The sequence below is a fragment of the Ruegeria marisrubri genome, from assembly GCF_001507595.1.
GTDB classification, from domain to species: Bacteria; Pseudomonadota; Alphaproteobacteria; order Rhodobacterales; family Rhodobacteraceae; genus Ruegeria; species Ruegeria marisrubri.
This window is the reverse complement of sequence record NZ_LQBQ01000034.1, coordinates 87066-110712: the sequence shown is the minus strand read 5'-3', so window position 1 is coordinate 110712 and position 23647 is coordinate 87066. Positions and strand designations below refer to the sequence as shown.

The following is a 23647-nucleotide window of genomic DNA, read 5'->3' as shown; positions in this document are numbered from 1 at the left end:
ATGCTGCGCGCGCTTGATATCCGGGACATGTTGATCATCGACCGGCTGGAGCTTGCGTTTCAGCCGGGTCTGAACGTGCTGACGGGCGAAACCGGCGCGGGCAAGTCGATCCTGCTGGATTCGCTGGGCTTCGTGCTGGGTTGGCGCGGCCGGGCCGAGCTGGTGCGGCAGGGCGCCAAGCAGGGCGAGGTCGTGGCCGAGTTCGAACTGTCCCCCGATCACCCCGCCCACGCGATTCTGGACGAGGCCGGGATCCCGTCCTCCGAGGAACTGATCCTGCGCCGGGTGAACACGTCGGACGGGCGCAAGACCGCCTGGGTCAACGACCGGCGCTGCTCGGGCGAGGTGCTGCGGGCGCTCTCGGATACCCTGGTGGAGCTGCACGGCCAGCATGACGACCGCGGCCTGCTGAACCCACGCGGCCACAGGGCCATGCTCGACACCTTTGCCGGGCTCGAGGGCGCCGTCTCCGAAACCCGCGCCGCCTGGGCCGACCTCAGCCGCGCGCGCAAGGATCTGGAACAGGCCGAGGCGGCCTTGGCCGCCGTCCGCGCCGAAGAGGATTTCCTGCGCCACGCGGTGGCCGAGCTCGACCAGCTGGACCCGCAGCCGAGCGAGGACGCCGAACTCGACGCCCGCCGCCGCATGATGCAGGGGGCCGAGCGCATCCGCGACGACGTGGCCCGCGCCTTTGCGCTGCTGGGCGGCGAGGGGGCCGAGGGCGCGATGGGCGATGCCCTGCGCTGGCTCGAAGGCGTGTCCGACAAGGCCGGTGACCAGCTGGACGAGCCGATCGCAGCACTTGGCCGCGCCCTGATCGAACTGGGCGAGGCGCAGGATGGCGTCGCTGCCTGTCTCGAGGCGCTCGACTTCAACCCCGCCGAACTGGAACAGACCGAGGAACGGCTCTTTGCCATCCGCGCGCTGGCCCGGAAACATGACGTGGCCCCCGACGAACTGGGCGGCTTTGCCGAGACGCTGCGCACGCGGCTGAACCAGCTCGAGGCCGGCGACGCCGATCTTGCCGACCGCCGCGCGACACTGACCAGGGCCGAGGCCGCCTATGACGCCGCCGCCCGCGCCCTGACCGCCGCCCGCGCCGAGGCCGCCGGGCGTCTGGACAAGGCGGTGATGCAGGAACTGGCCCCGCTCAAGATGGAGCGCGCGGTGTTCGAAACCTCCATGACCCAGGCCGAGCCCGGCCCCGAGGGGCGCGATGCGGTGGCCTTCACCGTGGCCACCAACCCGGGCGCGCCCGCGGGTCCCCTCAACAAGATCGCCTCGGGGGGCGAGCTCAGCCGCTTCCTGCTGGCGCTCAAGGTCTGCCTGAGGGGCGATGACAGCAGCCGCACCATGATCTTCGACGAGATCGACCGCGGCGTCGGCGGCGCCACGGCGGATGCCGTCGGCCGTCGGCTGGCGGCGCTGGCGCAGGGCGGTCAGGTGCTGGTGGTGACGCACTCGCCACAGGTCGCCGCCCGCGCGGCGCATCACTGGCGGGTGCAGAAACAGGTGTCCGACGGGCAGACCCTCTCGACAGTCACGCCGCTTGACCCGGACGAGCGCGTGGACGAAATCGCCCGCATGGTTTCGGGCGACACCATCACCGACGAGGCCCGCGCCGCCGCCCGCGCCCTGCTGGGCGCCTGAGGGGCGCTTTGCCGCAACGCCCCGGCCGGGCTGTCGCGAAGCGCCTTTTCTGTTTGGGTGGTGTGGCTTACTAAGGGATACGGCACCACCCAAGGCACGAGATGACGCACCCCACCCGAACCGTCCTGCGCACGCAGTTCAACCAGGCTCTGGCCCAACTCAAGGACGCCCTGCGGGTCATCCGCCGCCGGGGGCCCAGCCAGATCCAGTTCTGGTTCATCGCCCTTGCCATCGGGATCGCCGCCGGCTTTGGTGCCCTGTTCTTCCGCAAGGGCATCGCCGCCCTTCAGGCCAGCCTCTACGGCACCCAGGATGTCCACTTCCTGCACAGCTTCGCCGAACAACTCCCGTGGTACTGGCTCTTGATCATTCCGATCACCGGCGGGTTGATCGTCGGCGTGGTCCTGCACCTGTTCACCGATGACGGCAAAGTCCGCTCGGTCGCCGACGTGATCGAGGGCGCGGCGATGACGGATGGCCGGGTCGAGGTCAAGGCCGGCATCGCCTCGATGTTCGCTTCGCTCATCACCCTCAGCTCCGGCGGCTCGTCCGGGCGCGAAGGGCCGGTGGTGCATATGGCCGGCGTGATCTCGACCTGGGTCTGCCGCCGGATCAACGCCGACGGCATCACCGGGCGCGACCTGCTGGGCTGCGCCGTGGCGGCGGCCGTCTCGGCCAGCTTCAACGCGCCGATCGCGGGGGCGCTCTTTGCGCTCGAGGTGGTGCTGCGCCACTTCGCCATGCACGCCTTTGCGCCCATCGTCATCGCCGCCGTGGCGGGCACGGTCATCAACCGGCTGGAATATGGCGACGTGACCGAGTTCACGCTCGAGACCCCGGGGGCGCTGCAATTCTATGTCGAACTGCCGGCCTTTCTGATCCTCGGGCTGGTCTGCGGCATCGTCGCAGCACTTCAGATGCGCTCGATTTTCTTCGCCGAGGATATCGGCAACCACATCCAGTCGCGCCTGTCGCTGCCCCGCTGGCTGCGCCCGGCGATCTCGGGGGCCATGCTGGGGATGATCGCCGTCTGGTTCCCGCATATCATCGGGGTGGGCTACGAAACCACGCTCCGCGCCCTCAGCGGCGACCTGCTGCTGACCACCGCCATCCTGTTCGCCATCGTCAAGACCGTGGCGCTGGCGATCACCATGGGCGGGCGCATGGGCGGCGGCGTCTTTTCCCCGTCTCTCATGATCGGCGCGCTGACCGGCCTGGCCTTCGGCCTCATCGCCACCGGCATTCTGCCCGACGTGTCCGGCACCCATACCCTATATGCCTTCGCGGGCATGGGGGCCGTCGCCGCCGCCGTGCTCGGCGCGCCGATCTCGACGACCCTGATCGTTTTCGAACTGACCGGAGACTGGCAGATCGGCCTCGCGGTGATGGTCTCGGTGTCGATGTCCACCGCATTGGCCTCGCGGCTGGTCGACCGCTCGTTCTTCCTCACGCAGCTCGAGCGGAAAAACGTGCATCTGGCCGCCGGTCCGCAGGCCTATCTGCTGGCCATGCTGCGCGCCGGGGCGGTCATGCGCCCCATCGGAAGCGCGCGCTGCATCTCGCGGGAAGAGGCGCAAGCCCTGGCCGACCAAGGGCTTTGCATCGAGGCCAGCGCCACGCTCGAGGCCGCCATGCCCTATTTCGACCGGGATGACATTCCCTGCATCCCGGTGGTGGTGCGGGACGAAGACGGGGCCGAGGATCTGGTCGGGGCGCTCTATCACATAGACGCGCTCAAGGCCTACAACCGGGCGCTGGCGGCCACGGCGGCCGAGGAACATTCCTGACGCGGGCTGCCCGGTCGTCAGATCCGTTCGACCTTCACCGACTCCAGCGGATAGAAGGCCAGATAGCCCTTGATCTCGGCCACGTCCGAAATCGGGTCCTCATAGCTCCATGCCGCGTTTTCGGTGACCGACGACTTGTTGGCGATCGAGTAATGCGTGGCATCGCCCTTGTGCGGGCAATGGGTCACCTTGTCGGTCCGGTCCAGAAACGCCATGGCGATATCTTCGCGCGGGAAATAGATCACCGGGTCCAGATCGCCCTCGCTCAGCTCCAGCGCATTCGTCGTCTCGCCCAGAATGGCGCCGCCCGAGCGGACGCACCACTTGCCTTGCGCCTTGCGTATCTTGATGTGACCGGTCATTCCTTCTCCCTTCCAGTTTGGCGGCAGAGTCTCTCCCCTCTGCCCGATCAATGTGACAGCCCGGTGTCACACTGGCGCGGTTGCGGCATCCAACCACAGCCGCGCGTCCGTTCCTACCCTCGGGCCCACCCTTTCCGCAACGTCGCGGTGATAGGCGTTCAGCCAGTCGCGTTCCTCGCGCGTCAGCATTTCGGTGACGATCAGGCGGCGGTCGATGGGCACATAGGTCAGGGTGCGCCAGCACAGCATGGCGCGTTCCTCGTCGCCGCCGGGCAGGGCCGGGGCCTCCTGCACGACCAGCAGGTTCTCGATCCGGATGCCAAAGGCGCCCTCGCGATAGTAACCCGGCTCGTTCGACAGGATCATGCCGGGCTCGAACGGCACATGGCTGACCCGGGACAGGCGCTGCGGGCCTTCGTGCACGCTCAGATAGGCGCCGACGCCGTGGCCGACCCCGTGGTTGAAATCCTGCCCGGCCAGCCACAGCGGCACCCGCGCGACGCACTCGATGTCACGTCCCGCCAGCCCCGCCGGCCAGCGCAGCATCGACATGGCGATCATGCCCTTCAGAACCCGTGTGAAACAGGCCTTCTCCTCGTCGCCCACCGCGCCGATGGCGATGGTGCGGGTGACGTCGGTGGTCCCGTCCAGGTATTGCCCGCCACTGTCCAGCACCAGCAGATGGCCGTCCTCCAGCCGGGCGTCGGTTTCCTCGGTCACCCGGTAATGCATGATGGCCCCGTTCGGGCCCGTCCCGGCGATGGTCTCGAACGAGATGTCCTGCAACGCGTTGTCCTGCCGCCGGCATTCTTCCAGCTTGGTCACCACCTGCGTTTCCGTCAGACTGCCCGCAGGCTGCGCGTCCAGCCAGCTCAGCAGTTCCACCATTGCCGCCGCATCGCGCAGATGCGCCTCGGCCGACCCTTCGATCTCGGCCTTGTTCTTGCGCGCCTTGGGCAGGGCGCAGGGATCGCCCCCCTCGGCCAGCCGGTCGCCCAGAATGTCGGCCACGATCTGCGGCACCGTCGCCATGTCCACCTGCACCGGCCCATCCAGCGTTTCCAGCGCCGGCAGGAACGCTTCCGGCTCAAGCTGCGCCACCTCCGGGCCCAGATGATCGCCCAGCCCCTCCAGCTTCTTGCTCGCCATGAACAGATCGACCCGCCCCTCGGCGTGCAGAATGGCAAAGCCATGCGCCACCGGGTTCCGCGGAATGTCCGAGCCCCGGATGTTCAGCAGCCACATGATCGAGTCGGGCAGGGTGATGACCGCCGCCGTGTTGCCCGCCTTGCGCAACTCCTCCGCCAGCCGGCCGATCTTGCTCTCGGCGCTTTCGCCCGCGAACTCCAGCGGATGCGCCCGGACCGGGTTCATCGGAGGCTCCGGCTGATCCTCCCAGATCCGGTCCACCAGGTTGTCATGCCGGACCAGTTCGATGCCGCTGCCCTGCAACTCTTCCTGCGCGGCCTTGATCTGCCCCGCCGCGTGCAGCCATGGATCAAACCCCACGCGCCCGCCACCCGGCAGCTTTTCCTTCAGCCACCTGGTCAGGCTCACCTCCGGCCACGGCACCGGCGTGAAATCCTCGGCCACCTGCGCCTTGACCTGCGTCCGGTAGCGCCCGTCCACGAAGACCCCCGCCACATCACCCAGCACCGCGCAGAACCCGGCCGAGCCGGTGAACCCGGTCAGCCAGGCCAGCCGCTCGTCATGGGCGGCGACATACTCGCCCTGATGCGCGTCGGCCCGGGGCACCAGAAACCCGTCCAGCCCCGCCTTCTCCATCTCCGCGCGCAACAGCGCCAGGCGCGGCGGCCCCTGTTCCGGGCGCGCGGTCACCTCAAAGCTCTGGAACATCTGCTTCTCCCTCCCCACGCGCGGCGGATCATGGCCGCCACGTCTTCATCTTTTCAAAAATACTCCCGCCGGAGGCAAGGCCAGCGTCAGCTGGCCTTTCTGATCCCCATGACACGCGCCCGCGCCCGCGGATCGCTGTCGAACAGGGCGGCCAGCTGCTCGGTCATGGCGCCGGCCAGCTGTTCCACATCGGTGATGGTCACCGCGCGGTCATAATAGCGCGTCACGTCATGGCCGATGCCGATGGCCAGCAGCTCCACCTGCTTGCGCTTCTCGACCATGGCGATCACGTCGCGCAGGTGCTTTTCCAGGTAGTTCGCCGGGTTCACGCTCAGCGTGGAATCATCCACCGGCGCCCCGTCCGAGATCACCATCAGGATCTTGCGCTGCTCGGGCCGCATCAGCATCCGCCGATGCGCCCATTCCAGCGCCTCGCCGTCGATGTTTTCCTTCAGCAGCCCTTCCTTCATCATCAGCCCCAGGTTGGGCCGCGCCCGCCGCCAGGGCGCATCGGCGCTCTTGTAGATGATGTGGCGCAGATCGTTCAGACGGCCCGGCTGCTGGGGGCGGCCATCGTTCAGCCACGCCTCGCGGGCCTGCCCGCCCTTCCAAGCCCGGGTGGTAAAGCCCAGGATCTCGACTTTCACGTCGCAGCGTTCCAGCGTCCGCGCCAGAACGTCGGCACAGATCGCCGCGATCGAGATCGGACGACCGCGCATCGACCCCGAATTGTCCAGCAGCAGAGTCACCACCGTGTCGCGGAATTCGGTGTCCTTCTCCATCTTGAAACTCAGCGGAGTCGTCGGGTTCGCCACCACCCGCGCCAGCCGCCCGGCATCCAGAATGCCCTCCTCCAGGTCGAACTCCCAACTGCGGCTCTGCTTTGCCTGAAGCCGGCGCTGCAGCTTGTTGGCCAGCCGGCTCACCGCACCCTTCAAGGGCTCCAGCTGCTGATCCAGATAGGCGCGCAGACGCTCCAGCTCGGCCGGCTCGGCCAGATCCTCGGCGGCGATCTCCTCGTCATGGGTGTTCAGATAGACCTTGTAATCGGGGTCGGCCTCGGACGCCGGCGGCGGGGCAGGGGGCTCCATCGGGGCCTCGCCCTCGGGCATCTCGGCCTCGTCGCCCATCTCGTCATCGGCCATCTCGTCCATCGAGACCTGCGCCTGCGACTGGTCCTGCTGCTCTTCCTGCGCCTGTTCCGGGTTCGCCTCGGCGTCCTGATCCTGCTGATCGTCCTGCCCGGTGCTGTCGGGGTCGGGCTGTTCCTCGGCGTCGTCCTCGGCCTGATCCTCCTGATCCTCGTCCAGCTCGTCAGGGTCCTCGCCCAGCTGGTCGCCATAGCCCAGATCCTTGATCACCTGCCGGGCGAACTTGGCGAACTCGGTCTGGTCCGACAGGATGTCCTGCAGGTTTTCCAGCGTCTCCCCGGCCTGCTCCTCGATGAAGCCGCGCCACAGTTCCATGACATTGGCGGCCGCCGGCGGCAGCTCGCGCCCCGTGGCCAGGTGCCGGATCAGGTAACCCGCCGCCACCGGCAAAGGTGCCTCGGATGGCTGCTTGCACTGGTCATAGCCACGCCGGATCGCCTCGTGGCTGATCTTGACGTCGATATTGCTGGCGGTGCCGGGCATGTCGCGCGCGCCCATCGCCTCGCAACGGGCCACCTCCATCGCCTCGTAGAGGTCGCGCGCCATGTCGCCCGGCGGAGCATATCGCGCATGGGTGGCGTCGTCGTGATACTTGCGCTGCAACGCCAGCGCGTCCGCCGTGCCACGCGCCAGCAGGACCTCTTCACGGCTCATGCGGCGCGACACTTGCGGCAGGCGCATCGAATCCCCCGACATGCCTGACGGATCGACCGAGTAGCTGACGCTCAGTTCGGGATCGTCGGCCATCACCTTGGTGGCCTCGGCCAGGGCCTTCTTGAACGGATCGGCTGGGTTGTCGTTTTTCTTCATCTCGGGCCCGTTTCCTGCAATGGCGGCCCATTGGCCGCCCCGATGCACAGCGCTTTGACCTTATTCGGCCATGCCGGGGAAAATGGCAAGCGCCGAGGGCGGAAATAGCCCGCAGGCCCCGCAGAGCAACCGCGGGGGCTTGACCGGAGCCTGTATTTCCCGCGTCATGGCAGCATCCAAAAAACATTTGTCAGGACAAGCCCTTGCGTATCGCGATCATTGCCGTTCTGGTCAGCTTTCTGGCCGGCGGGTTCACCGCCCTGATCCTCAAGGGCATGCTGTGGATCACCGACCTCGTCTGGCAGCGCGAGATCGCCGCCTCTCCGCTCTACATCTTCGGCGCCTGCGTGGTGGGTGGCCTCCTCGTCGGCCTGACCCGGATCGGCAGCAACCATGTCGAAACGCTGGACGAACAGATCGCGGCCGCATCCGAACCGCTGAAAGAGCAGCAGCGCACCATCGTCATGACCGCGCTCGGCGCCGTGTTCGCGGTCGGATTCGGCGGCGCGCTGGGCCCCGAGGCCGGGCTGATCGCCGCGATTACCGAGATCTCGGTGCTGGTGTCGATGATCCTCGCCCGCAGCGCCGCCGAGGCCAGAACCATCGGTCAGGCCAGCATATCCGCCGCCTTGGCAGGGCTATACGCCTCGCCCCCCGGCGGTCTGGCCTATTCGGTCGAGGAAGAGGGCAGGACCGGCTGGCAACAGGCGCGCGAGGCCTCCATCCCCTATCTGGGCTTCATCGCCGCCGTGGCCGGTTTCGTCGGGTTCAAACTGACGGCGGGCTGGTTGTTCGAGGGCGGGTTCCACCGCATCCACCTGCCGCATTACGAAAGCCCGGGTGACGGATCAGACCTGATCCAGGCGGTGCTGCCGGCGATTTTCGGGGCGCTGATCGGCGCGTTTTTCCTGCATGCCCGCGTCTTCGTCACCCACCAGGTCGAAAGCCGCATCTCGCATCCGGTGGTGCAATCCACGCTGGGCGGCATCCTGTTCGGCGGCCTTGCGGCGATGCTGCCCTTCGTTCGTTTCTCAGGGCATCATGAATTCGAACCGATGCTGGAACTGGGGGCCGAGGCGACGGTTCTGGCGCTTCTGGGCCTCGCCGTGGTCAAGATGATCGCCACGGTTCTTTGCCTGTCCACCGGCTGGCGCGGCGGGGCGATCTTTCCGCTGATCTTCGCGGGCGGCGCGGCCGGGCTGGCGGCGCATCACCTGCAAGGGGGCGAGGACGTGGCGGTTGCCGTCTCGGCCGGCCTTGCCGCCGCCACCGCGGCCGGCTTGGGCAAGCCGGTGGCCTCGCTGCTGGTGCTAGTGTTCCTGGTGGGGGCCGACACCCTGCCTGCGCTTTGCATCGGCATCGCCTTCGGCCTGCTGGCCGCCAGCAAGAGCCCGAAAATCGTGCATTGAGGAAATTCGGGCCACCGTGTGCCGTGCCGTGGCCCGAATGGAATTTTCTTAGCCCACCGTCGCGTTCGCCGCGCTCTCGGGCAGTTCCTCGTCGAAACAGCGCTGGTAGAACTCGGCCACGGTCTGCCGCTCCAGCTCGTCGCATTTGTTCAGGAAGGACAGGCGGAAGGCATAGCCCACGTTGCGGAAGATCTCGGCGTTCTGCGCCCAGTTGATCACGGTTCGCGGGCTCATCACCGTGGACAGGTCGCCATTCATGAAGGCGGTCCGGGTCAGGTCGGCCACGGTCACCATCTGGCTGACGATCCTGCGGCCGTTCTCGGTGTTGTAATGCGGCGCCTTGGACAGCACGATCATCATTTCGGCATCATGGCTGAGATAGTTCAGCGTCGCCACCAGCGACCAGCGGTCCATCTGCGCCTGGTTGATCTGCTGCACGCCGTGATACAGGCCGGTGGTGTCGCCCAGACCCACGGTGTTGGCGGTGGCGAACAGGCGGAAATACCGGTGCGGCGTCAGGATCTCGTTCTGGTCCAGAAGGGTCAGCTTGCCGTCGGCTTCCAGCACGCGCTGGATCACGAACATCACGTCGGCGCGGCCGGCGTCGTATTCGTCGAACACGATGGCCACCGGGTTGCGCAGCGCCCAGGGCAGGATGCCTTCCTGGAACTCGGTGATCTGCACGCCGTCGCGCAGCTTGATCGCGTCCTTGCCGATCAGGTCGATCCGGCTGATGTGGCTGTCGAGGTTGACGCGCACGGTGGGCCAGTTCAGGCGGGCGGCGACCTGTTCGATATGGGTCGATTTGCCGGTGCCGTGATAGCCCTGGATCATCACCCGGCGGTTATGGGTGAATCCCGCCAGAATCGCCAGCGTGGTTTCCGGGTCGAACTTGTAGGTATGGTCAATCTCTGGCACGCGCTCGGTCTGCTCGAAGAACCGCTTGACGTGCATGTCGCTGTCGATCCCGAACACTTCGCGGACCGAGATCTCTTCTGTGGGTTTTGCGTTTGCGTCAATCGGCCAATCCATGCCTGTCGTCCTTATCCTGATACCGCAACACCGCGCGGGCGTCTGAACCCGTGTGTGGTGCAACATATTCCGGTTGAGGGCAAGGGAAAGCCGCGCGGAATGCTGGTGACCGCGCGTTTCTGTCTTGAAATACGCCTGGCCAGGCTCTGCTCATAGGCAGGCGCTCACGGCGGGCACCGGCAGGAATCCGCCTCTGCCAACGTGCGGATCCGGCGGGCGTTCCCTGAAACACACTGAAAACTGGAACTTTCAGCCTTTCCTGCCTACCGTGTTGAATATGTCGTAGAGACGCGGTGAAGTGTTTGCATCTGGTTGCGAGGTAGTTTCATGGCGCTAGTTATTACGGGCCCATCGATCATCAACTTCCCGTCCGGGACCGACACGTTTTCCGTCGATTACAACACGACGAAATCGGTCACCTGGAGTGTCACCGTCCTCGATGACGGGGGCCTCGACCCGTCGGACTATACCGTTTCCATAGATTCCAACGGACTTCTGACGATCACCCTGACGCCGGGAACCACCATTCCGCCGGGCACCTCGCTTTCGCTTCAGATAAGCGCAACCACCGGCAACCCCGGCGCCGGCAACAACGGAACCCTCGGCGTGACCGTCAACCTGCCCGAGGGCGTGGTGCCCTGTTTCGTTGCCGGCACGCTGATCGAGACCGAATACGAGCCACGCCCCGTCGAAAACCTCGTCGTCGGTGATCTGGTATATGTCTCGAGCGGCGAATTGCTCCCGATCGTGTGGATCGGCAAAAGAGAGTTGTCCGCAGAGCAGCTGGAACTGCACCCCCATTTCAGGCCGGTCTGCATCGGCAAGAACGCCCTGGGACCGGATTTGCCATCCCGCGACCTCTACGTCTCGCCGCAGCATCGGATCGTCCTCGAAGGAGCGGCGGCCGAACTGCTATTCGGCGAAACCAGGGTTTTCGCCGCCGCGATCCACCTCGTCGACGATCGGTACATTCGTCAGGTGGCGGCGGACAGGCCGGTCACCTACCACCATCTGGCTTGTGAACGCCACGCGATCCTGATTGCCAACGGCTTGCCGACCGAAAGCCTGTTCCCGGGCGATATGGCGCTCATGGCCTTTGGGCGCGAGGACGTGGACGAGCTTCTGGAACTCTTCCCGGAGCTGAACTCGGACGAGGCCGCACATCCCCAAACTCGCCTGCGGTGCCTGAAGCGCGGCGAAGCCTTGGTCGCGCGGGACCACTACCTTCGCTGACCGCCGGAACGCCGCCGGCCGAGCGGGGTTCAGACCGGCCTTGGCGTGGCAAGGCCGCGTAACTACTTGAAGTTGCGGCTGTCCTTGATCTGATCCCAGGCCCAGACGACCTCCTGCAGCTGTTCCTCCTGGCTGCGGTCGCCGCCGTTCATGTCGGGGTGCAGCACCTTGATCAGCTTCTTGTAGGCCTTGCGCACCTCGGCCTTGGTCCAGGTGTCCTTGGCCTCGAGAATCTCGATGGCGCGGCGCTCGGTGGGCGGCAGGCGGCGGCCCACGGCGGCGCGGCCGGGGTTCTTGGTCGCGTTCTCGCCCAGCACCTGGTGCGGGTCCTCGATGCCCAGCCGGGCCCAGGCGCGGGCCTCGGGATCGGTCATCGGGCGGGTGGTGCGCTCCCACACCTTGTCCTTCGACCGCTGCGCGTTCAGTTCGGCCTCGGTGGTGCCGTCGAAGAAGTTCCACTTCTGGTTATACTCGCGCACATGCTGTTGGCAGAACCAGAAAAAATCGTCCAGAACGTCCGGCGCCTTGGGGGCGCGGTACTTGCCCGCTTCGTTGCAGCCCTCGTGATCGCAGACCCGCGTCGAGGTCTCGGACGCACCGGACATGCCCCGCCGCCCGCGCGGGTTTTTCTTCTTGGCGGACGAAACGGACAGGTCGAACCCGAACGGGTCTGGTTTCACCATTGCACTGCTCCTAGCGAACTCGTCTTTTCGACTCGGAGGCAGCATTCTAATCTAAGTGACCGAAGATAGAAGAGGGGAGCGGCAATTTATTTTCCGCTGAGCAGAATATGAGCCTGACCGAAGAAATCCGTGCGCGGCTTCAAGCCGCCTTCGATCCGCGCGAACTGGAGGTGGTTGACGACAGCGAACGCCATCGCGGCCACGCAGGCTATCGCGAAGGGGGCGAGAGCCATTTCAACGTGCGCATCCGCGCGGCGGCCTTCGAGGGCAAGTCGCGCGTGGCGCGCCACCGCGCCGTTCATGCCGCGCTGGGCGACATCGTTGAGCGCATCCACGCGCTGGCGCTGGATATCGACAGCTAGCCTTTTTCCGGCTCCTCGCCCGAGGGCCTTTCCCTGCGGTCTTCCGCCTTCAGCGACAGGGGCGGTTCCTTGGTCTCGGCGGGAATGGGCCTGGGCGCGGCCACTTCGCCCGGAACCGGCTGCGCCAGCGGAGTTTCATCCAACTCGGGCGGGGTCAGGAACCGTTCGGCCTCGTCTGCGGGCAGTTCGGCCTCGACCGCGCGCCGGAACACCAGAACGTTGCGCCAGTTCACCGTGGTGCCGGTCAGCCCGCTGCGCTCTTCGCTGGGCAGCAGTTCGGCGCGCAGATATTCCCAGCCGTCTTCGCCCATCTGGTTCAGAACCTGTTCGATCGACAGGGCAAACCGGCCTTCGACCGTTTTCACGGCTTTCGCCTTGGTTCCTTTTTTGGGGGCGGGGACAACCTTGTATTCGTATCGGGTCATGCTCGGGCCTCTGATGATTGCGCGCAGGTTACGCAACCTGTTCCGGAAACGCCAGAGGCCTCGCGTGGTTGTGCGCGGGGCTTGCCTCAAGGCCGCCATTGCGGAACTCTTGGAATGGCAGGAAGGTTTTGGACTTGCAGCAAGGGAAACGGCCGCAGACATGATCCGGGGCGTGATGCTGGATATCGCCGGGGTGCTGGTGCAGGGCGCCGACATCATCGTCGGCGCGGACGAGGCTCTGCGACGGCTGCGCGCGGCCGGCCTGCCGGTCCGCTTCCTCACCAACACGACGCGCAGGCCCAAACGGCAGGTGCTGGAGCAGCTCGCCGCCAGCGGAATCGCGGCCGACCCCGACGAGGTCCTGACGCCCGCCGCCGCCGCCCGCGACTGGCTGGTGGCCAATGGATACGCGCCGCATCTGCTGGTCTATCCCGGCCTCGAAGAGGACTTCGCCGGCTGCCCTCAGGGCGGCCGGGTCGCGGTCGTCGTCGGGGATGCCGGGCCATATTTCACCTATGACCGCCTGAACGCCGCCTTTCGCGCCATCGAGGCCGGGGCGCCTTTTCTGGCGTTGGCCGAAAACCGCGTGTTCAAGGATGCCGATGGCAAACTGAGCCTCGACGCCGGGGCCTTCGTCCGCGCGCTCGAGTTTTCCAGCGGCACGCAGGCGCAGTTGTTCGGGAAACCGGCCGCCGCGTTCTTTCAGGCCGCGGCGCAGAGCATGGGGTGCAAGCCGGGCGACTGCGTGATGATCGGTGATGACGCCGAAAGCGACGTGGCCGGGGCGCTGGCGGCAGGGGTTGGCCGGGGCATCCTGGTGCAGACCGGCAAGTATCGCGCGGGCGACGAGTCCCGCTTTGACCCCCGCCCCAGCGCGGTGGTCCGGGACGTGGCGGAGGCGGTCGATCTGATCCTCAAGGACCGCGCGAAGTAGCCGTAGGAAAAATGTACAAACCCGACAGAAGGCTCTGCCGGGTCGGTACAAAACGGAAGATTCGGGGCGATTACAGGCCCAGCTTCTGGCTCACCAGCTGGTTCACCGCCTTGGGGTTGGCCTTGCCGCCGGTGGCCTTCATCACCTGGCCTACGAACCAGCCGGCCAGTTTCGGGTTCACCTTGGCCTTCTCGACCTGGGCGGGGTTGGCGGCGATGATCTCGTCCAGGGCGGCTTCGATCGCGCCGGTGTCGGTCACCTGTTTCATGCCGCGTTCCTCGACGATCTGCGCCGGGTCACCGCCTTCGGTATAGACGATCTCGAACAGCTCCTTCGCGATCTTGCCCGAGATCGCATCCGACGAAATCAGGTCGATGATCGCACCCAGCTGCGCGGGCGAGACCGGCGACTCGGTGATGTCGTGGTCTTCCTTCTTCAGGCGGCCGAACAGTTCGTTGATGACCCAGTTCGCGGCCACCTTGCCGTTGCGGCCCTTGGCCACTTCTTCGAAATAGGCTGCGGCTTCGACCTCGGCCGTCAGCACCGAGGCGTCATAGTCGGTCAGGCCGAAGTCATTGATGAAGCGCGCTTTTTTCTCGTCCGGCAGTTCCGGCAGGCTGGCCTTGATGTTGTCCACCCACTCCTGCTCGATCTCCAGCGGCAGTAGGTCGGGGTCGGGGAAATAGCGATAGTCATGCGCCTCTTCCTTGGACCGCATCGAGCGGGTCTCGCCCTTGTCGGGATCATAGAGACGGGTTTCCTGCTCGACCTTGCCGCCGGCCTCGACTATGGCGATCTGGCGGCGCGCCTCGACCTCGATGGCCTGCTGGATGAAGCGCATCGAGTTCATGTTCTTGATCTCGCAGCGGGTGCCCAGATAGGAAAAGTCCTGCGTTTCCATGTACTTTTCATAGTCGCCCGGGCGGCAGATCGACACGTTCACGTCAGCCCGCAGGTTGCCGTTCTGCATGTTGCCGTCGCAGGTGCCCAGGTAACGCATGATCTGGCGCAGCTTGGCGATATAGGCGGCGGCCTCTTCCGGCCCGCGGATGTCGGGGCGGCTGACGATCTCCATCAGGCAGACGCCGGTGCGGTTCAGGTCGACGAAGGACATGTTCGGGTCCATGTCGTGGATCGACTTGCCCGCGTCCTGCTCCATGTGGATACGCTCGATCCGCACCTTGCGCGCGGTGCCGTCACCCATCTCGACCAGCACTTCGCCTTCGCCCACGATCGGGTGATACAGCTGCGAAATCTGGTAGCCCTGCGGCAGGTCGGGGTAGAAATAGTTCTTGCGGTCAAAGGCCGACCACAGGTTGATCTCGGCCTTCAGGCCAAGCCCGGTGCGCACCGCCTGTTCCACGCAGAATTCGTTTATCACCGGCAGCATCCCCGGCATGGCCGCATCCACGAAGGACACGTTCGAGTTCGGCTCGGCCCCGAACTTGGTGGATGCGCCCGAGAACAGCTTGGCGTTCGACGAGACCTGGGCATGCACTTCCATCCCTATCACCAGCTCCCAGTCGTGCTTGGCACCGGCAATGGTCTTGGGTTTGGGCATTTCGTAGGTCAGATCGAGCATGGCGCGCCTCTTGTCCGCGGAAGTCTAGGCCCGCGTATTAGGCCCGGCAGGCGCAGGGAGCAAGGGGCAAAGGGCGTTTCGGCCCCGTTGCCCGTCACGAAATCCCGCGCAAAGCGCCGATACGGCTCAGTTGACGGTGATCTGCGGCCCCGATGCGGTGAACACGACCTGTTGGCCGTTCTGCAACTCGTCTAGGAAAAGCGTGGCGATGGCGTCCATAGCGGCGCTGCGGCCGCGTGCGGCAAGCCGCTCGGGTGAGGTGATGCGGGCGCTGTTGTTGAAGCCTTCGGCCGCATGGGCCCAGATCAACGGGTGCAGCTCGGTCAGGTGATCGCGGATCAGCCAGTTGCCCGCCTCGCAGATGCGGTCGCGCGCGATGTCGGCGTCAGAGTTCAGGCCAAAACCCTTCTCGAGCGTGATCAGGCAATAGGCAGCCAGCAGGTTGACCATCATTTGGTCCGGGCGGCGGCGGATGATGTCGCGCAGCCCGTCCAGGAAGAAATCGACATCCACGCGGGCGCAGGCTTCTTCGTCCAGCGCGATGGCGTCGAACTGAACCCAGGTGTAGCCCCCCATGCCCCAAGTCTCGTGCGTGAGCGAGGCGGTGCGGCGGGCCTCGAGCTCGAGCTCGTCGTAGCTTCCGAACCAGCGGGGCAGCAGATGGTTGCCCATTGCCCGCATGTGGCGGTGGTTGCCGGGATCGAGCGAGATCAGGTGTTCATATTCATCCGCCACGCGGATGTCCGGCGCACGCTTGCCCGCCAGCAGACCCAGATTGGACGATGTGACGAGCGGGCTTTCGGGCAGCGCATTGCGGCAGGACGGCAGGATGTCTCCGGCGCGGTCGAAATGCGCGGCGCAGCGTTCACGGTGGGCGGGCGGAATTTTATCCTCGAGCCCAGTGCCGCGCCAGGCCCAGGCGATGTCGATATGCGCAAGCCCCACCACGGCGCCGATCATCGGATCGCCGCGATATTCGCGCAGAACCGATTCCAGTTCGTTGATCCCTTCGATGAAGGCGGGGTGATGGGCCGGCAGGTTCTCGGACAGGGCATGTTCCACCGCGAGGACGACATCGGCGCGCGCGCCAAAGGCCATGAGCTCGGCAATCGGGGTTCCGTCGGCTGCGGCCTCACGAGCCGCGTCGGCTTCGCCCATCTCGGCGGACAGTTCCTCCCACATCTCCTGCCGGGCCAGATAGCGGCCTCTTTCAAAGGCGTTCTGCCCGGCGGGATCGTCGCCCGCACGGGTCGCGACCGGGATATACAGGCCGTCGGCAGTCGTCTGCTGGCGGTTGACGGCGTCTTTCCGGGCAACGGCGGGGACGTTGGCACGTTGGGCGACAAAACCGGAAAGCAGAGCCGGCATGCTCTTTGCAACATTCAACATTTTGACACTCGTACTGGCAGAAACTTGAGCAACTGACATGAAACGCTTGTCAAGAAATATGGCAGAAACATGGCGGGTGGCCCGCAGCGCCCGATCAGCGAGAAAATGCGAATTTTTAGCGAATTTGCGGAAACAGTGGCTCAGAAAACCGTGAAATGGTGCCGGGTCACTTTCAATCCTCGGTCTGTCAGCACCTTTTCAAAGTCCCTGTGTGGGGGACGAATCTCGTCCGGCAGGCGGACTTTCCTGCCTGACTTCAGAATGGCCGTCACGCGGACCGACAGGTCCCACCGCGTGTCGAAGCGCATGTGGTCGATCTCGTCCAGCGCAAGCTGGCCGGACCGCTTGCCGGAGAACCAGCGCAATTCTCCATCCTCGATGCTGAGGCCCGCGCGCGTGTCGGCGATGACATCCCTAAGCGCCGGCAGGGTGGCAAGGGCGAACAAGGCTATCAGCCACCACTTTGCGTCAAAGAGGATGACCAGCGACGCCAGCGCCGCATAGACGCAGATCAGGATTGCCACGGTGCGCGGCGTCCGGTTGTGCCGGACGAAGTGATAGGACTCGGACATCACCGGCCCGAGCCCCTCGGCGCCGTTTCGATGCAGGCGGCCACGCGCATCGCTCAGCCCGCCAGGATGCGCGAGATCATTTCGGTCGTGTCCCGCGACAGGTCGGGCGTTTCGGCGATGCGGATCAGCTGTGCGCGGATCAGGTCCTGCCGGTCGGCGTCATAGCGTTTCCACGTCTGGAAGGCCGAGCACATGCGCGCGGTCGTCTGCGGGTTCACCGGGTCGAGCCGGATCAGCCAGTCGGCCAGCAGTTCATAGGAGGCGCCGCTTGCGTGGTGGAACCCCGCATGGTTCATGGCCAGCCCACCCATCAGAGCGCGGAACCGGTTGGGGTTCTTCCAGTTGAAGTCCGGATGTTCTGTCAGTCGCCGGGCGATTTCGGGCGCGCGATCCGGGCTGGCCAGCGCGACCTGCAGGCCGAACCACTTGTCCATCACCAGCCGGTCGTGGCGCCATTGCTCGTAGAAGGCGGCCAGTTCCGCTTCTCCCTTGCCGGATTTCAGCAGGCAGGAGAGCGCCGAGAGCTGCAAGGTCATGTTGTCGGCGCGGGCGTATTCGGTCGCCGCCTGCGTGCCGCCGTCCAGCCGCGAGATCAGGGCCAGCGCGGCGCTGCCGAGTGCGCGTTTGCCGGATTGCTCGGCATCGGGACGGTAGGGGCCATCGACCAAGGACTGGCTGTGCAGACGGGGCAGCAGGTCTTGCATGTGCTGGGCGGTGGCCTGCCGCAGCGTTTCCACCGCGGTCCAGATGGCCATCGGGTCAGGTGTCACGCCCTTGTCGTGCAGCATCCCGGCCAGTTCCGACTGGGTGGGCAGGCCCAGCATCAGGGCGCGATAGGCCGGGTCCAGCGCGTCGTCACGCATCACCGCCAGCAACCCGTCCAGATAGTCGGAGCCGGGGGCGGCGTCCCGCGTGATCATGCCCAGCAGCGTTTCGGTCGCCAGAGCGCGTCCGGCCTCCCACCGGTTGAAGGGGTCGGTGTCATGCGCCAGCATGAAGGCGCGCTGGGCGGGGGTGCTGTCCTGTTCCAGGATCACCGGGGCAGAGAACCCGCGCAGGATCGACGGCACCGGTTTCGCGGCAAGACCTTCGAAGGTGAAACTCTGCCGCGCGTCGGTCAGTTCCAGCACCTCGGTGCCGCGCACCTCGTCGCCATTGGGGCCCAAGAGGCCCACCGCCACGGGGATCACCTGCGGCAGCTTTTCGGGCTGGCCGGGTGTGGGCGGGGTGCTCTGGCTGAGGGTCAGGGTATAGGTGCCGTCGGCCCAGTCCTCTTCGACCTTCACACGTGGCGTGCCGGCCTGGCTGTACCAGCGCTTGAACTGGCTCAGGTCGCGGCCGGTGGTGTCCTCGAACACTTTCAGCCAGTCCTCGATCGTGCAGGCCTGCCCATCGTGGCGCTCGAAATACAGGTCCAACGCCTTGGCATAGGCCTCGTCCCCGACCAGCGTTTTCAACATGCCGATCACCTCGGCGCCTTTTTCATAGACGGTCGCGGTGTAGAAGTTGTTGATCTCCTGAAAGCTCTCGGGGCGCACCGGATGGGCCAATGGTCCGTTGTCCTCGGGGAACTGGCGCGCGCGCAGCTCGATCACGTCGTTGATACGCTTGACCGGGGCCGAGCGCATGTCGGACGTGAACTGCGCATCGCGAAACACGGTCAGCCCCTCTTTCAGGCACAGCTGGAACCAGTCGCGGCAGGTGATGCGGTTGCCCGTCCAGTTGTGGAAATACTCATGCGCGATGATCGCCTCGATCCGTTCGAAATTGGCATCGGTCGAGGTTTCCGGGCTGGCCAGAACCGCCGACGAGTTGAAGATGTTCAGCCCCTTGTTCTCCATCGCGCCCATGTTGAAGTCATCCACGGCGACGATGTTGAACACGTCGAGGTCGTATTCGCGGCCATAGACATCCTCGTCCCATTTCATCGACTTCTTCAGCGCCTCCATGCCAAAGGCGCATTTGCCCTCGTCCCCGGGGCGGACCCAGAGGTTCAGGTCGACATGCCGGCCCGATTTGGTGGTGAAACCGTCGGAATGGGCAACCAGGTCACCGGCGACCAGCGCGAACAGATAGGCGGGCTTGGGCCAGGGGTCGGTCCATTCGGCCCAGCCTTTGCCCTTGCCCGTCGGGTTGCCGTTCGACAGCAGCACCGGCAGATTGCCGTTGATGCGCACGGTGAAGGTGGACATCACGTCGGGCCGGTCGGGGTAATAGGTGATCTTGCGGAACCCCTCGGCCTCGCACTGGGTGCAGTACATCCCGTTGGACATGTAGAGCCCTTCGAGCGCGGTGTTGTTGCCGGGATCAATCTCGACCTCGGCCTCCCAGACGAAGGGGGCATCGGGGACGCTGGCGGTCAGGCCCTTGTCGGTGACGTCGGGCGTGACCTCGGCACCGTCGATGCTGGCGCGGATCAGCTTCAGTTCCTCGCCATGCAGGAAGAACGTCTTGTCGGAAGCCTCGGGGTTGGGGCGGAAGGCGATACGTGATTTCACCCGCGTCGCGTGCGGGGCCAGATCGAATGTCAGGTGAACGCTGTCCACGATGTAACCGAATGGGGTGTAGTCCTTGAGGTAGATCGTGGTCGGAGCGGCGTCGCGCATCTGGGGCCTCTTTCGCGTGTGGTTGCGGACGAGACGTTATGGGCTTGGGCAGGGGGCCGCAAGTGGCCCTCCTGGCGGGTACGTCGATTGTTCGGGCCAGGTTGAAAATGTCTGCGGTGATTTCGGAAAATTGAAAACGGTGCACAAAGTTGCCTATCGGAAACTTTCCCTCTAATTGAAGGCTGCATACAGCGGCACACAAATGCGGGAGAAGTCGAAGATGAGTGGCAGGGAAATTCGTGGCGGGCTGCAGGTAGATCCGCAGTTGGCGGAGTTCATCGAGGCACGGGCGCTGCCGGGCACCGGTGTCGAGGCGTCTGCCTTCTGGGCCGGGCTGGCGCGCATGGTCGCGGAACTGGGGCCGAGGAACCGCGAGTTGCTTGCGAAACGCGAAAAGATCCAGAGCCAGATCGACGCTTGGCATCTGGCCCGCAGGGGCCAAGAACATGACCCGGTTGCTTACGAGGCGTTCCTGCGCGAGATCGGCTATCTGGTCGACGAGGGGCCGGATTTCTGCGTCGAAACAGAAAACGTGGACCCCGAAATCGCGGCCATTCCCGGGCCGCAGCTGGTTGTGCCGATCACCAATGCCCGCTTTGCCCTGAACGCGGCGAACGCCCGCTGGGGCAGCCTGTATGATGCGCTTTACGGCACGGATGCGATGGGGGATCTTCCTCAGGGCGGCGGCTATGACGCGGCGCGCGGCGCGCGGGTGATTGCGTGGGCCAAAGCGTTTCTGGACGAGGCCGCACCGCTGGCCGAGGGCGCATGGGCGGATGCGACGGGCCTGAAGGTCGAGAACGGCGCGCTGGTTCCCGCCCTGGCCGATCCGGGCAAGTTCGTGGGCTTTGGCGGTGACGCTGACAGTCCGTCCTTCGTGCTGCTGAAAAACCACGGCCTGCACATCCAGATCATGATCGACCCGACCAGCGCGATCGGCGCGTCGGACCCGGCCGGCATTGCCGATGTCCGGCTCGAATCCGCGCTGTCCACCATCATGGATTGCGAGGACTCGGTGGCCTGTGTCGATGCCGAGGACAAGGTCGTCGCCTATGGCAACTGGCTGGGCCTGATGAAGGGTGATCTGACCGAAGAAGTGACCAAGGACGGCACGACCTTCACCCGCAAACTGTCCGGTGATCTCAGCTATACCGCCGCCGACGGATCGACCGGCAGCCTCAAGGGCCGGTCGCTGATGCTGGTGCGCAATGTGGGGCACCTGATGACCAACCCTGCCGTGCTGGATTCCGAGGGCAACGAGATCGGCGAGGGGCTGATGGATGCGCTGTGCACCACGCTGATCGCCATGCATGACCTGCAGCGCGAGGGCGGCAACTCGGTCCACGGCTCGGTCTACGTGGTCAAGCCCAAGATGCACGGGCCCGAGGAAGTGGCGTTCTCGGTCCAGATCTTCGACATGGTCGAGGATATTCTGGGCCTGCCGCGCAATACCGTGAAACTGGGCATCATGGATGAGGAACGCCGGACCTCGGTGAACCTCAAGGAATGCATCCGGGCGGCGAAATCGCGGGTGGCCTTCATCAACACCGGGTTCCTCGACCGGACGGGGGACGAGATCCACACCTCGATGGAGGCCGGGCCGATGCTGCCCAAGGGCGACATGAAGAACACGCCCTGGATCCTGTCCTACGAAGACCGGAACGTGGATATCGGGCTGGCCTGCGGCTTGCAGGGCAAGGCCCAGATCGGCAAGGGCATGTGGGCCATGCCGGACCGGATGGCCGACATGCTGGAGGCCAAGATCGGCCATCCCATGTCGGGGGCCAATTGCGCCTGGGTGCCGTCGCCCACGGCCGCGACCCTGCACGCGACGCATTATCACAAGGTGGATGTTCTGGCGCGGCAGAAGGAGATCGCCGCCGGAGGCCCGCGCGGCACGCTGGCCGACCTGTTGACGATCCCGCTGCTGGGCGGGCGCAACTTGGGCGACGACGAGATCACCCGCGAGGTCGAGAACAATGCGCAGGGCATCCTGGGCTATGTCGTGCGGTGGATCGACCAGGGCATCGGCTGTTCCAAGGTGCCGGACATCAACGATATCGGTCTGATGGAAGACCGCGCCACCTGTCGGATCTCCAGTCAGGCGCTGGCGAACTGGCTGCATCACGGCGTGGTGGATGAAGGCCGCGTCATGGCGGCGATGCGCAAGATGGCGGCGGTTGTGGATCGCCAGAATGCCGGCGACCCGGCCTATCGGCCCATGGCGCCCACCTTCGACGGCATCGCCTTCCAGGCGGCCTGCGACCTGGTGTTCAAGGGGCGGGTGCAGCCCTCGGGCTATACCGAGCCGGTTCTGCATGCGCGGCGGCTTGAGTTGAAGGCCTCTCTGGGCGCATAAGACAGGGCGCGGGGGTGTTCCCCGCGCCTTTTTTGAATCTTGAAACCCGCTGAAAGGGGGCAGGCATGGGCATTTCGCTGCGCAAGGCACGGACGATCATTCGCAAGACGCTGGAAAAAGGGCGCGAGATGGAGCTGAAGCCGCTCTCGGTGGTGGTTCTGGACGCCGGCGGCCATGTCATCGCCTTCGAGCGCGAAGATGGCGCCGCGCCCGGCCGTTTCGCGATCGCGCATGGCAAGGCCTATGGTTCGGTCATGCTGGGCATGGCGGGGACGGCGCAGATGCAGCGGGCCGAGGGACAGGCCTATTTCATGGCCGCCGTGAACGGGGTTTATGGCGGTCAGGTCGTGCCGGTTCCGGGGGGCGTGCTGCTGCGCGACAGGAAAGGCGCGGTGATCGGTGCTGTCGGGGTCACCGGGGACACCTCTGACAATGACGCGGCGGCGGCCATGGCCGGGATCGAGGCTGCGGGGTTGGCTGGCGAGATTTGACACTGCGCCAAGACCAGCGGGATGAACAACGATTTCTGTGTGGCATTGAACACGCGCCTGCGCTGCTACGCAGAGTGTGCATTGTTGCAGGGTCCCGGCGGTGGGAGTAACGTCGTCGGAAATCCACGCAAACAGCAAAGGAAGCATGATGTCTCGTCCGGTGGTCGGTATTATCGGCAATTCGTACCTTATCAACGATGAATACCCGACCCACGCCGGGGGCACCATGAACTCGGACGCGGTTGCGAACGTGTCGGGCTGTCTGCCCCTGCTGGTGCCGGCCGATCCGCGTTTCGTTTCGGTCAAGGAATTGCTGGAGGTCTGCGACGGTTTCCTGCTGACGGGCGGACGCCCGAACGTGCACCCCGAGGAATATGGGGAGGCCGAGACCGAGGCGCATGGCGACTTCGACCGTGCCCGCGATGCGATCACCTTGCCGCTGGTCCGCGCCTGCGTCGAACGCGGCCAGCCCTTTCTGGGGATCTGCCGCGGCTTTCAGGAGGTGAACGTGGCGCTGGGCGGCACGCTCTATCCCGAGATACGGGAGTTGCCGGGACGGATGAATCACCGGATGCCGCCGGATGGCTCGCTGGAAGAGAAATTCGCGTTGCGCCATGTGGTGACGCTGAGCGAAGACGGGGTGTTTCACCGCCTGTTCGGATCGCGCGAGGTCATGACCAACACGCTGCACGGGCAGGGCATCAAGACACCCGGTCAGGGGATCGTCGTTGACGGCCATGCGCCCGACGGCACGCCCGAAGCCATCTATGTCAAGGATGCGCCCGGGTTCACCCTGTCGGTTCAGTGGCACCCGGAGTGGGACGCCGCCAATGATCCGGTCTCGCGCCCGCTGTTCACAGCCTTTGGGGAAGCGGTGCGGGATTGGGCCGAAGGCCGGCAAGCCAGGTTTCTTCAGAAAACGGCCTGAAGTGTCAGGCTTGGGGCAAAGGCCC

The 23647-nt window shown here is 65.5% G+C and carries 19 protein-coding genes; 9 read left to right on the top strand and 10 right to left on the bottom strand.

The genetic code is table 11. The features are described 5' to 3' along the window. Both recN and AVO45_RS13050 read left to right on the top strand, forming a co-directional pair. Window positions 1-1650 carry a DNA repair protein RecN gene (gene recN, locus AVO45_RS13055; protein WP_068347627.1) on the top strand — a complete coding sequence of 550 codons (1650 nt, stop codon included), beginning with the start codon at window positions 1-3 and terminating at the stop codon, window positions 1648-1650. Between the two features lie 101 nt (window positions 1651-1751). After that, the gene (locus AVO45_RS13050; RefSeq protein ID WP_068347626.1) at window positions 1752-3437 is read left to right on the top strand and encodes a chloride channel protein; all 1686 of its coding nucleotides are present in this window, start codon (window positions 1752-1754) and stop codon (window positions 3435-3437) included. Between the two features lie 17 nt (window positions 3438-3454). Here the strand turns inward: AVO45_RS13050 and AVO45_RS13045 are convergent, their stop codons facing one another. From AVO45_RS13045 to cobT, 3 genes are all read right to left on the bottom strand, one after another. Next, entirely contained in the window at window positions 3455-3799 is a 345-nt protein-coding gene (locus AVO45_RS13045) for a DUF427 domain-containing protein (RefSeq protein WP_068347625.1), read from the bottom strand. 66 nt (window positions 3800-3865) lie between these two features. After that, complete coding sequence (locus AVO45_RS13040) at window positions 3866-5656, bottom strand: aminopeptidase P family protein (RefSeq protein ID WP_068347624.1); 1791 nt, start codon at window positions 5654-5656, stop codon at window positions 3866-3868. 86 nt (window positions 5657-5742) lie between these two features. Next, a complete protein-coding gene (cobT, locus tag AVO45_RS13035) occupies window positions 5743-7617 on the bottom strand; it encodes a cobaltochelatase subunit CobT (RefSeq protein WP_068347622.1) in 1875 nt (624 codons plus the stop codon). 203 nt (window positions 7618-7820) lie between these two features. Between cobT and AVO45_RS13030 the strand changes: the two genes are divergently transcribed. After that, window positions 7821-9026, top strand: coding sequence for a chloride channel protein (locus tag AVO45_RS13030; protein ID WP_068347621.1), 1206 nt, complete (start codon window positions 7821-7823; stop codon window positions 9024-9026). A 48-nt stretch (window positions 9027-9074) separates the two neighbouring features. Here the strand turns inward: AVO45_RS13030 and cobS are convergent, their stop codons facing one another. After that, window positions 9075-10058: a cobaltochelatase subunit CobS gene (gene cobS / locus AVO45_RS13025; RefSeq protein WP_068347619.1), complete on the bottom strand. Its 984-nt coding sequence runs from the start codon at window positions 10056-10058 to the stop codon at window positions 9075-9077. Between the two features lie 327 nt (window positions 10059-10385). Between cobS and AVO45_RS13020 the strand changes: the two genes are divergently transcribed. Next, window positions 10386-11291 (top strand): Hint domain-containing protein, encoded by a 906-nt coding sequence (locus tag AVO45_RS13020; RefSeq protein ID WP_068347617.1) that lies wholly within the window; start codon window positions 10386-10388, stop codon window positions 11289-11291. A gap of 62 nt (window positions 11292-11353) precedes the next feature. On the opposite strand, the gene AVO45_RS13015 is transcribed toward AVO45_RS13020, so the two are convergent. Next, window positions 11354-11974 carry a J domain-containing protein gene (locus AVO45_RS13015; RefSeq protein ID WP_068347615.1) on the bottom strand — a complete coding sequence of 207 codons (621 nt, stop codon included), beginning with the start codon at window positions 11972-11974 and terminating at the stop codon, window positions 11354-11356. A gap of 107 nt (window positions 11975-12081) precedes the next feature. Here AVO45_RS13015 and AVO45_RS13010 point away from each other — a divergent pair, with 107 nt between their 5' ends. Continuing rightward, entirely contained in the window at window positions 12082-12336 is a 255-nt protein-coding gene (locus AVO45_RS13010) for a BolA family protein (protein ID WP_068347613.1), read from the top strand. On the opposite strand, the gene AVO45_RS13005 is transcribed toward AVO45_RS13010, so the two are convergent. Next, entirely contained in the window at window positions 12333-12761 is a 429-nt protein-coding gene (locus AVO45_RS13005; protein WP_068347611.1) for a DUF4177 domain-containing protein, read from the bottom strand. The genes AVO45_RS13010 and AVO45_RS13005 overlap by 4 nt on opposite strands. Window positions 12762-12921: 160 nt before the next feature. Here AVO45_RS13005 and AVO45_RS13000 point away from each other — a divergent pair, with 160 nt between their 5' ends. Then, on the top strand, window positions 12922-13695 hold the full coding sequence (locus AVO45_RS13000) for a TIGR01458 family HAD-type hydrolase (RefSeq protein ID WP_068347609.1): 774 nt from the start codon (window positions 12922-12924) through the stop codon (window positions 13693-13695). A gap of 70 nt (window positions 13696-13765) precedes the next feature. On the opposite strand, the gene gatB is transcribed toward AVO45_RS13000, so the two are convergent. From gatB to pepN, 4 genes are all read right to left on the bottom strand, one after another. Then, window positions 13766-15277, bottom strand: coding sequence for an Asp-tRNA(Asn)/Glu-tRNA(Gln) amidotransferase subunit GatB (gatB, locus tag AVO45_RS12995; protein ID WP_068347604.1), 1512 nt, complete (start codon window positions 15275-15277; stop codon window positions 13766-13768). A 126-nt stretch (window positions 15278-15403) separates the two neighbouring features. Continuing rightward, the gene (locus AVO45_RS12990; RefSeq protein ID WP_240482136.1) at window positions 15404-16645 is read right to left on the bottom strand and encodes a hypothetical protein; all 1242 of its coding nucleotides are present in this window, start codon (window positions 16643-16645) and stop codon (window positions 15404-15406) included. 161 nt (window positions 16646-16806) lie between these two features. Next, entirely contained in the window at window positions 16807-17238 is a 432-nt protein-coding gene (locus AVO45_RS12985) for a hypothetical protein (protein WP_068347599.1), read from the bottom strand. A gap of 53 nt (window positions 17239-17291) precedes the next feature. Beyond that, on the bottom strand, window positions 17292-19844 hold the full coding sequence (gene pepN / locus AVO45_RS12980) for an aminopeptidase N (protein WP_068347597.1): 2553 nt from the start codon (window positions 19842-19844) through the stop codon (window positions 17292-17294). 220 nt (window positions 19845-20064) lie between these two features. Here pepN and AVO45_RS12975 point away from each other — a divergent pair, with 220 nt between their 5' ends. From AVO45_RS12975 to AVO45_RS12965, 3 genes are all read left to right on the top strand, one after another. After that, window positions 20065-22203, top strand: coding sequence for a malate synthase G (locus tag AVO45_RS12975; protein ID WP_068347595.1), 2139 nt, complete (start codon window positions 20065-20067; stop codon window positions 22201-22203). A 65-nt stretch (window positions 22204-22268) separates the two neighbouring features. Continuing rightward, entirely contained in the window at window positions 22269-22694 is a 426-nt protein-coding gene (locus AVO45_RS12970; protein WP_068347593.1) for a GlcG/HbpS family heme-binding protein, read from the top strand. 148 nt (window positions 22695-22842) lie between these two features. Beyond that, entirely contained in the window at window positions 22843-23622 is a 780-nt protein-coding gene (locus AVO45_RS12965; protein WP_068348051.1) for a gamma-glutamyl-gamma-aminobutyrate hydrolase family protein, read from the top strand. Window positions 23623-23647: the final 25 nt, after the last annotated feature.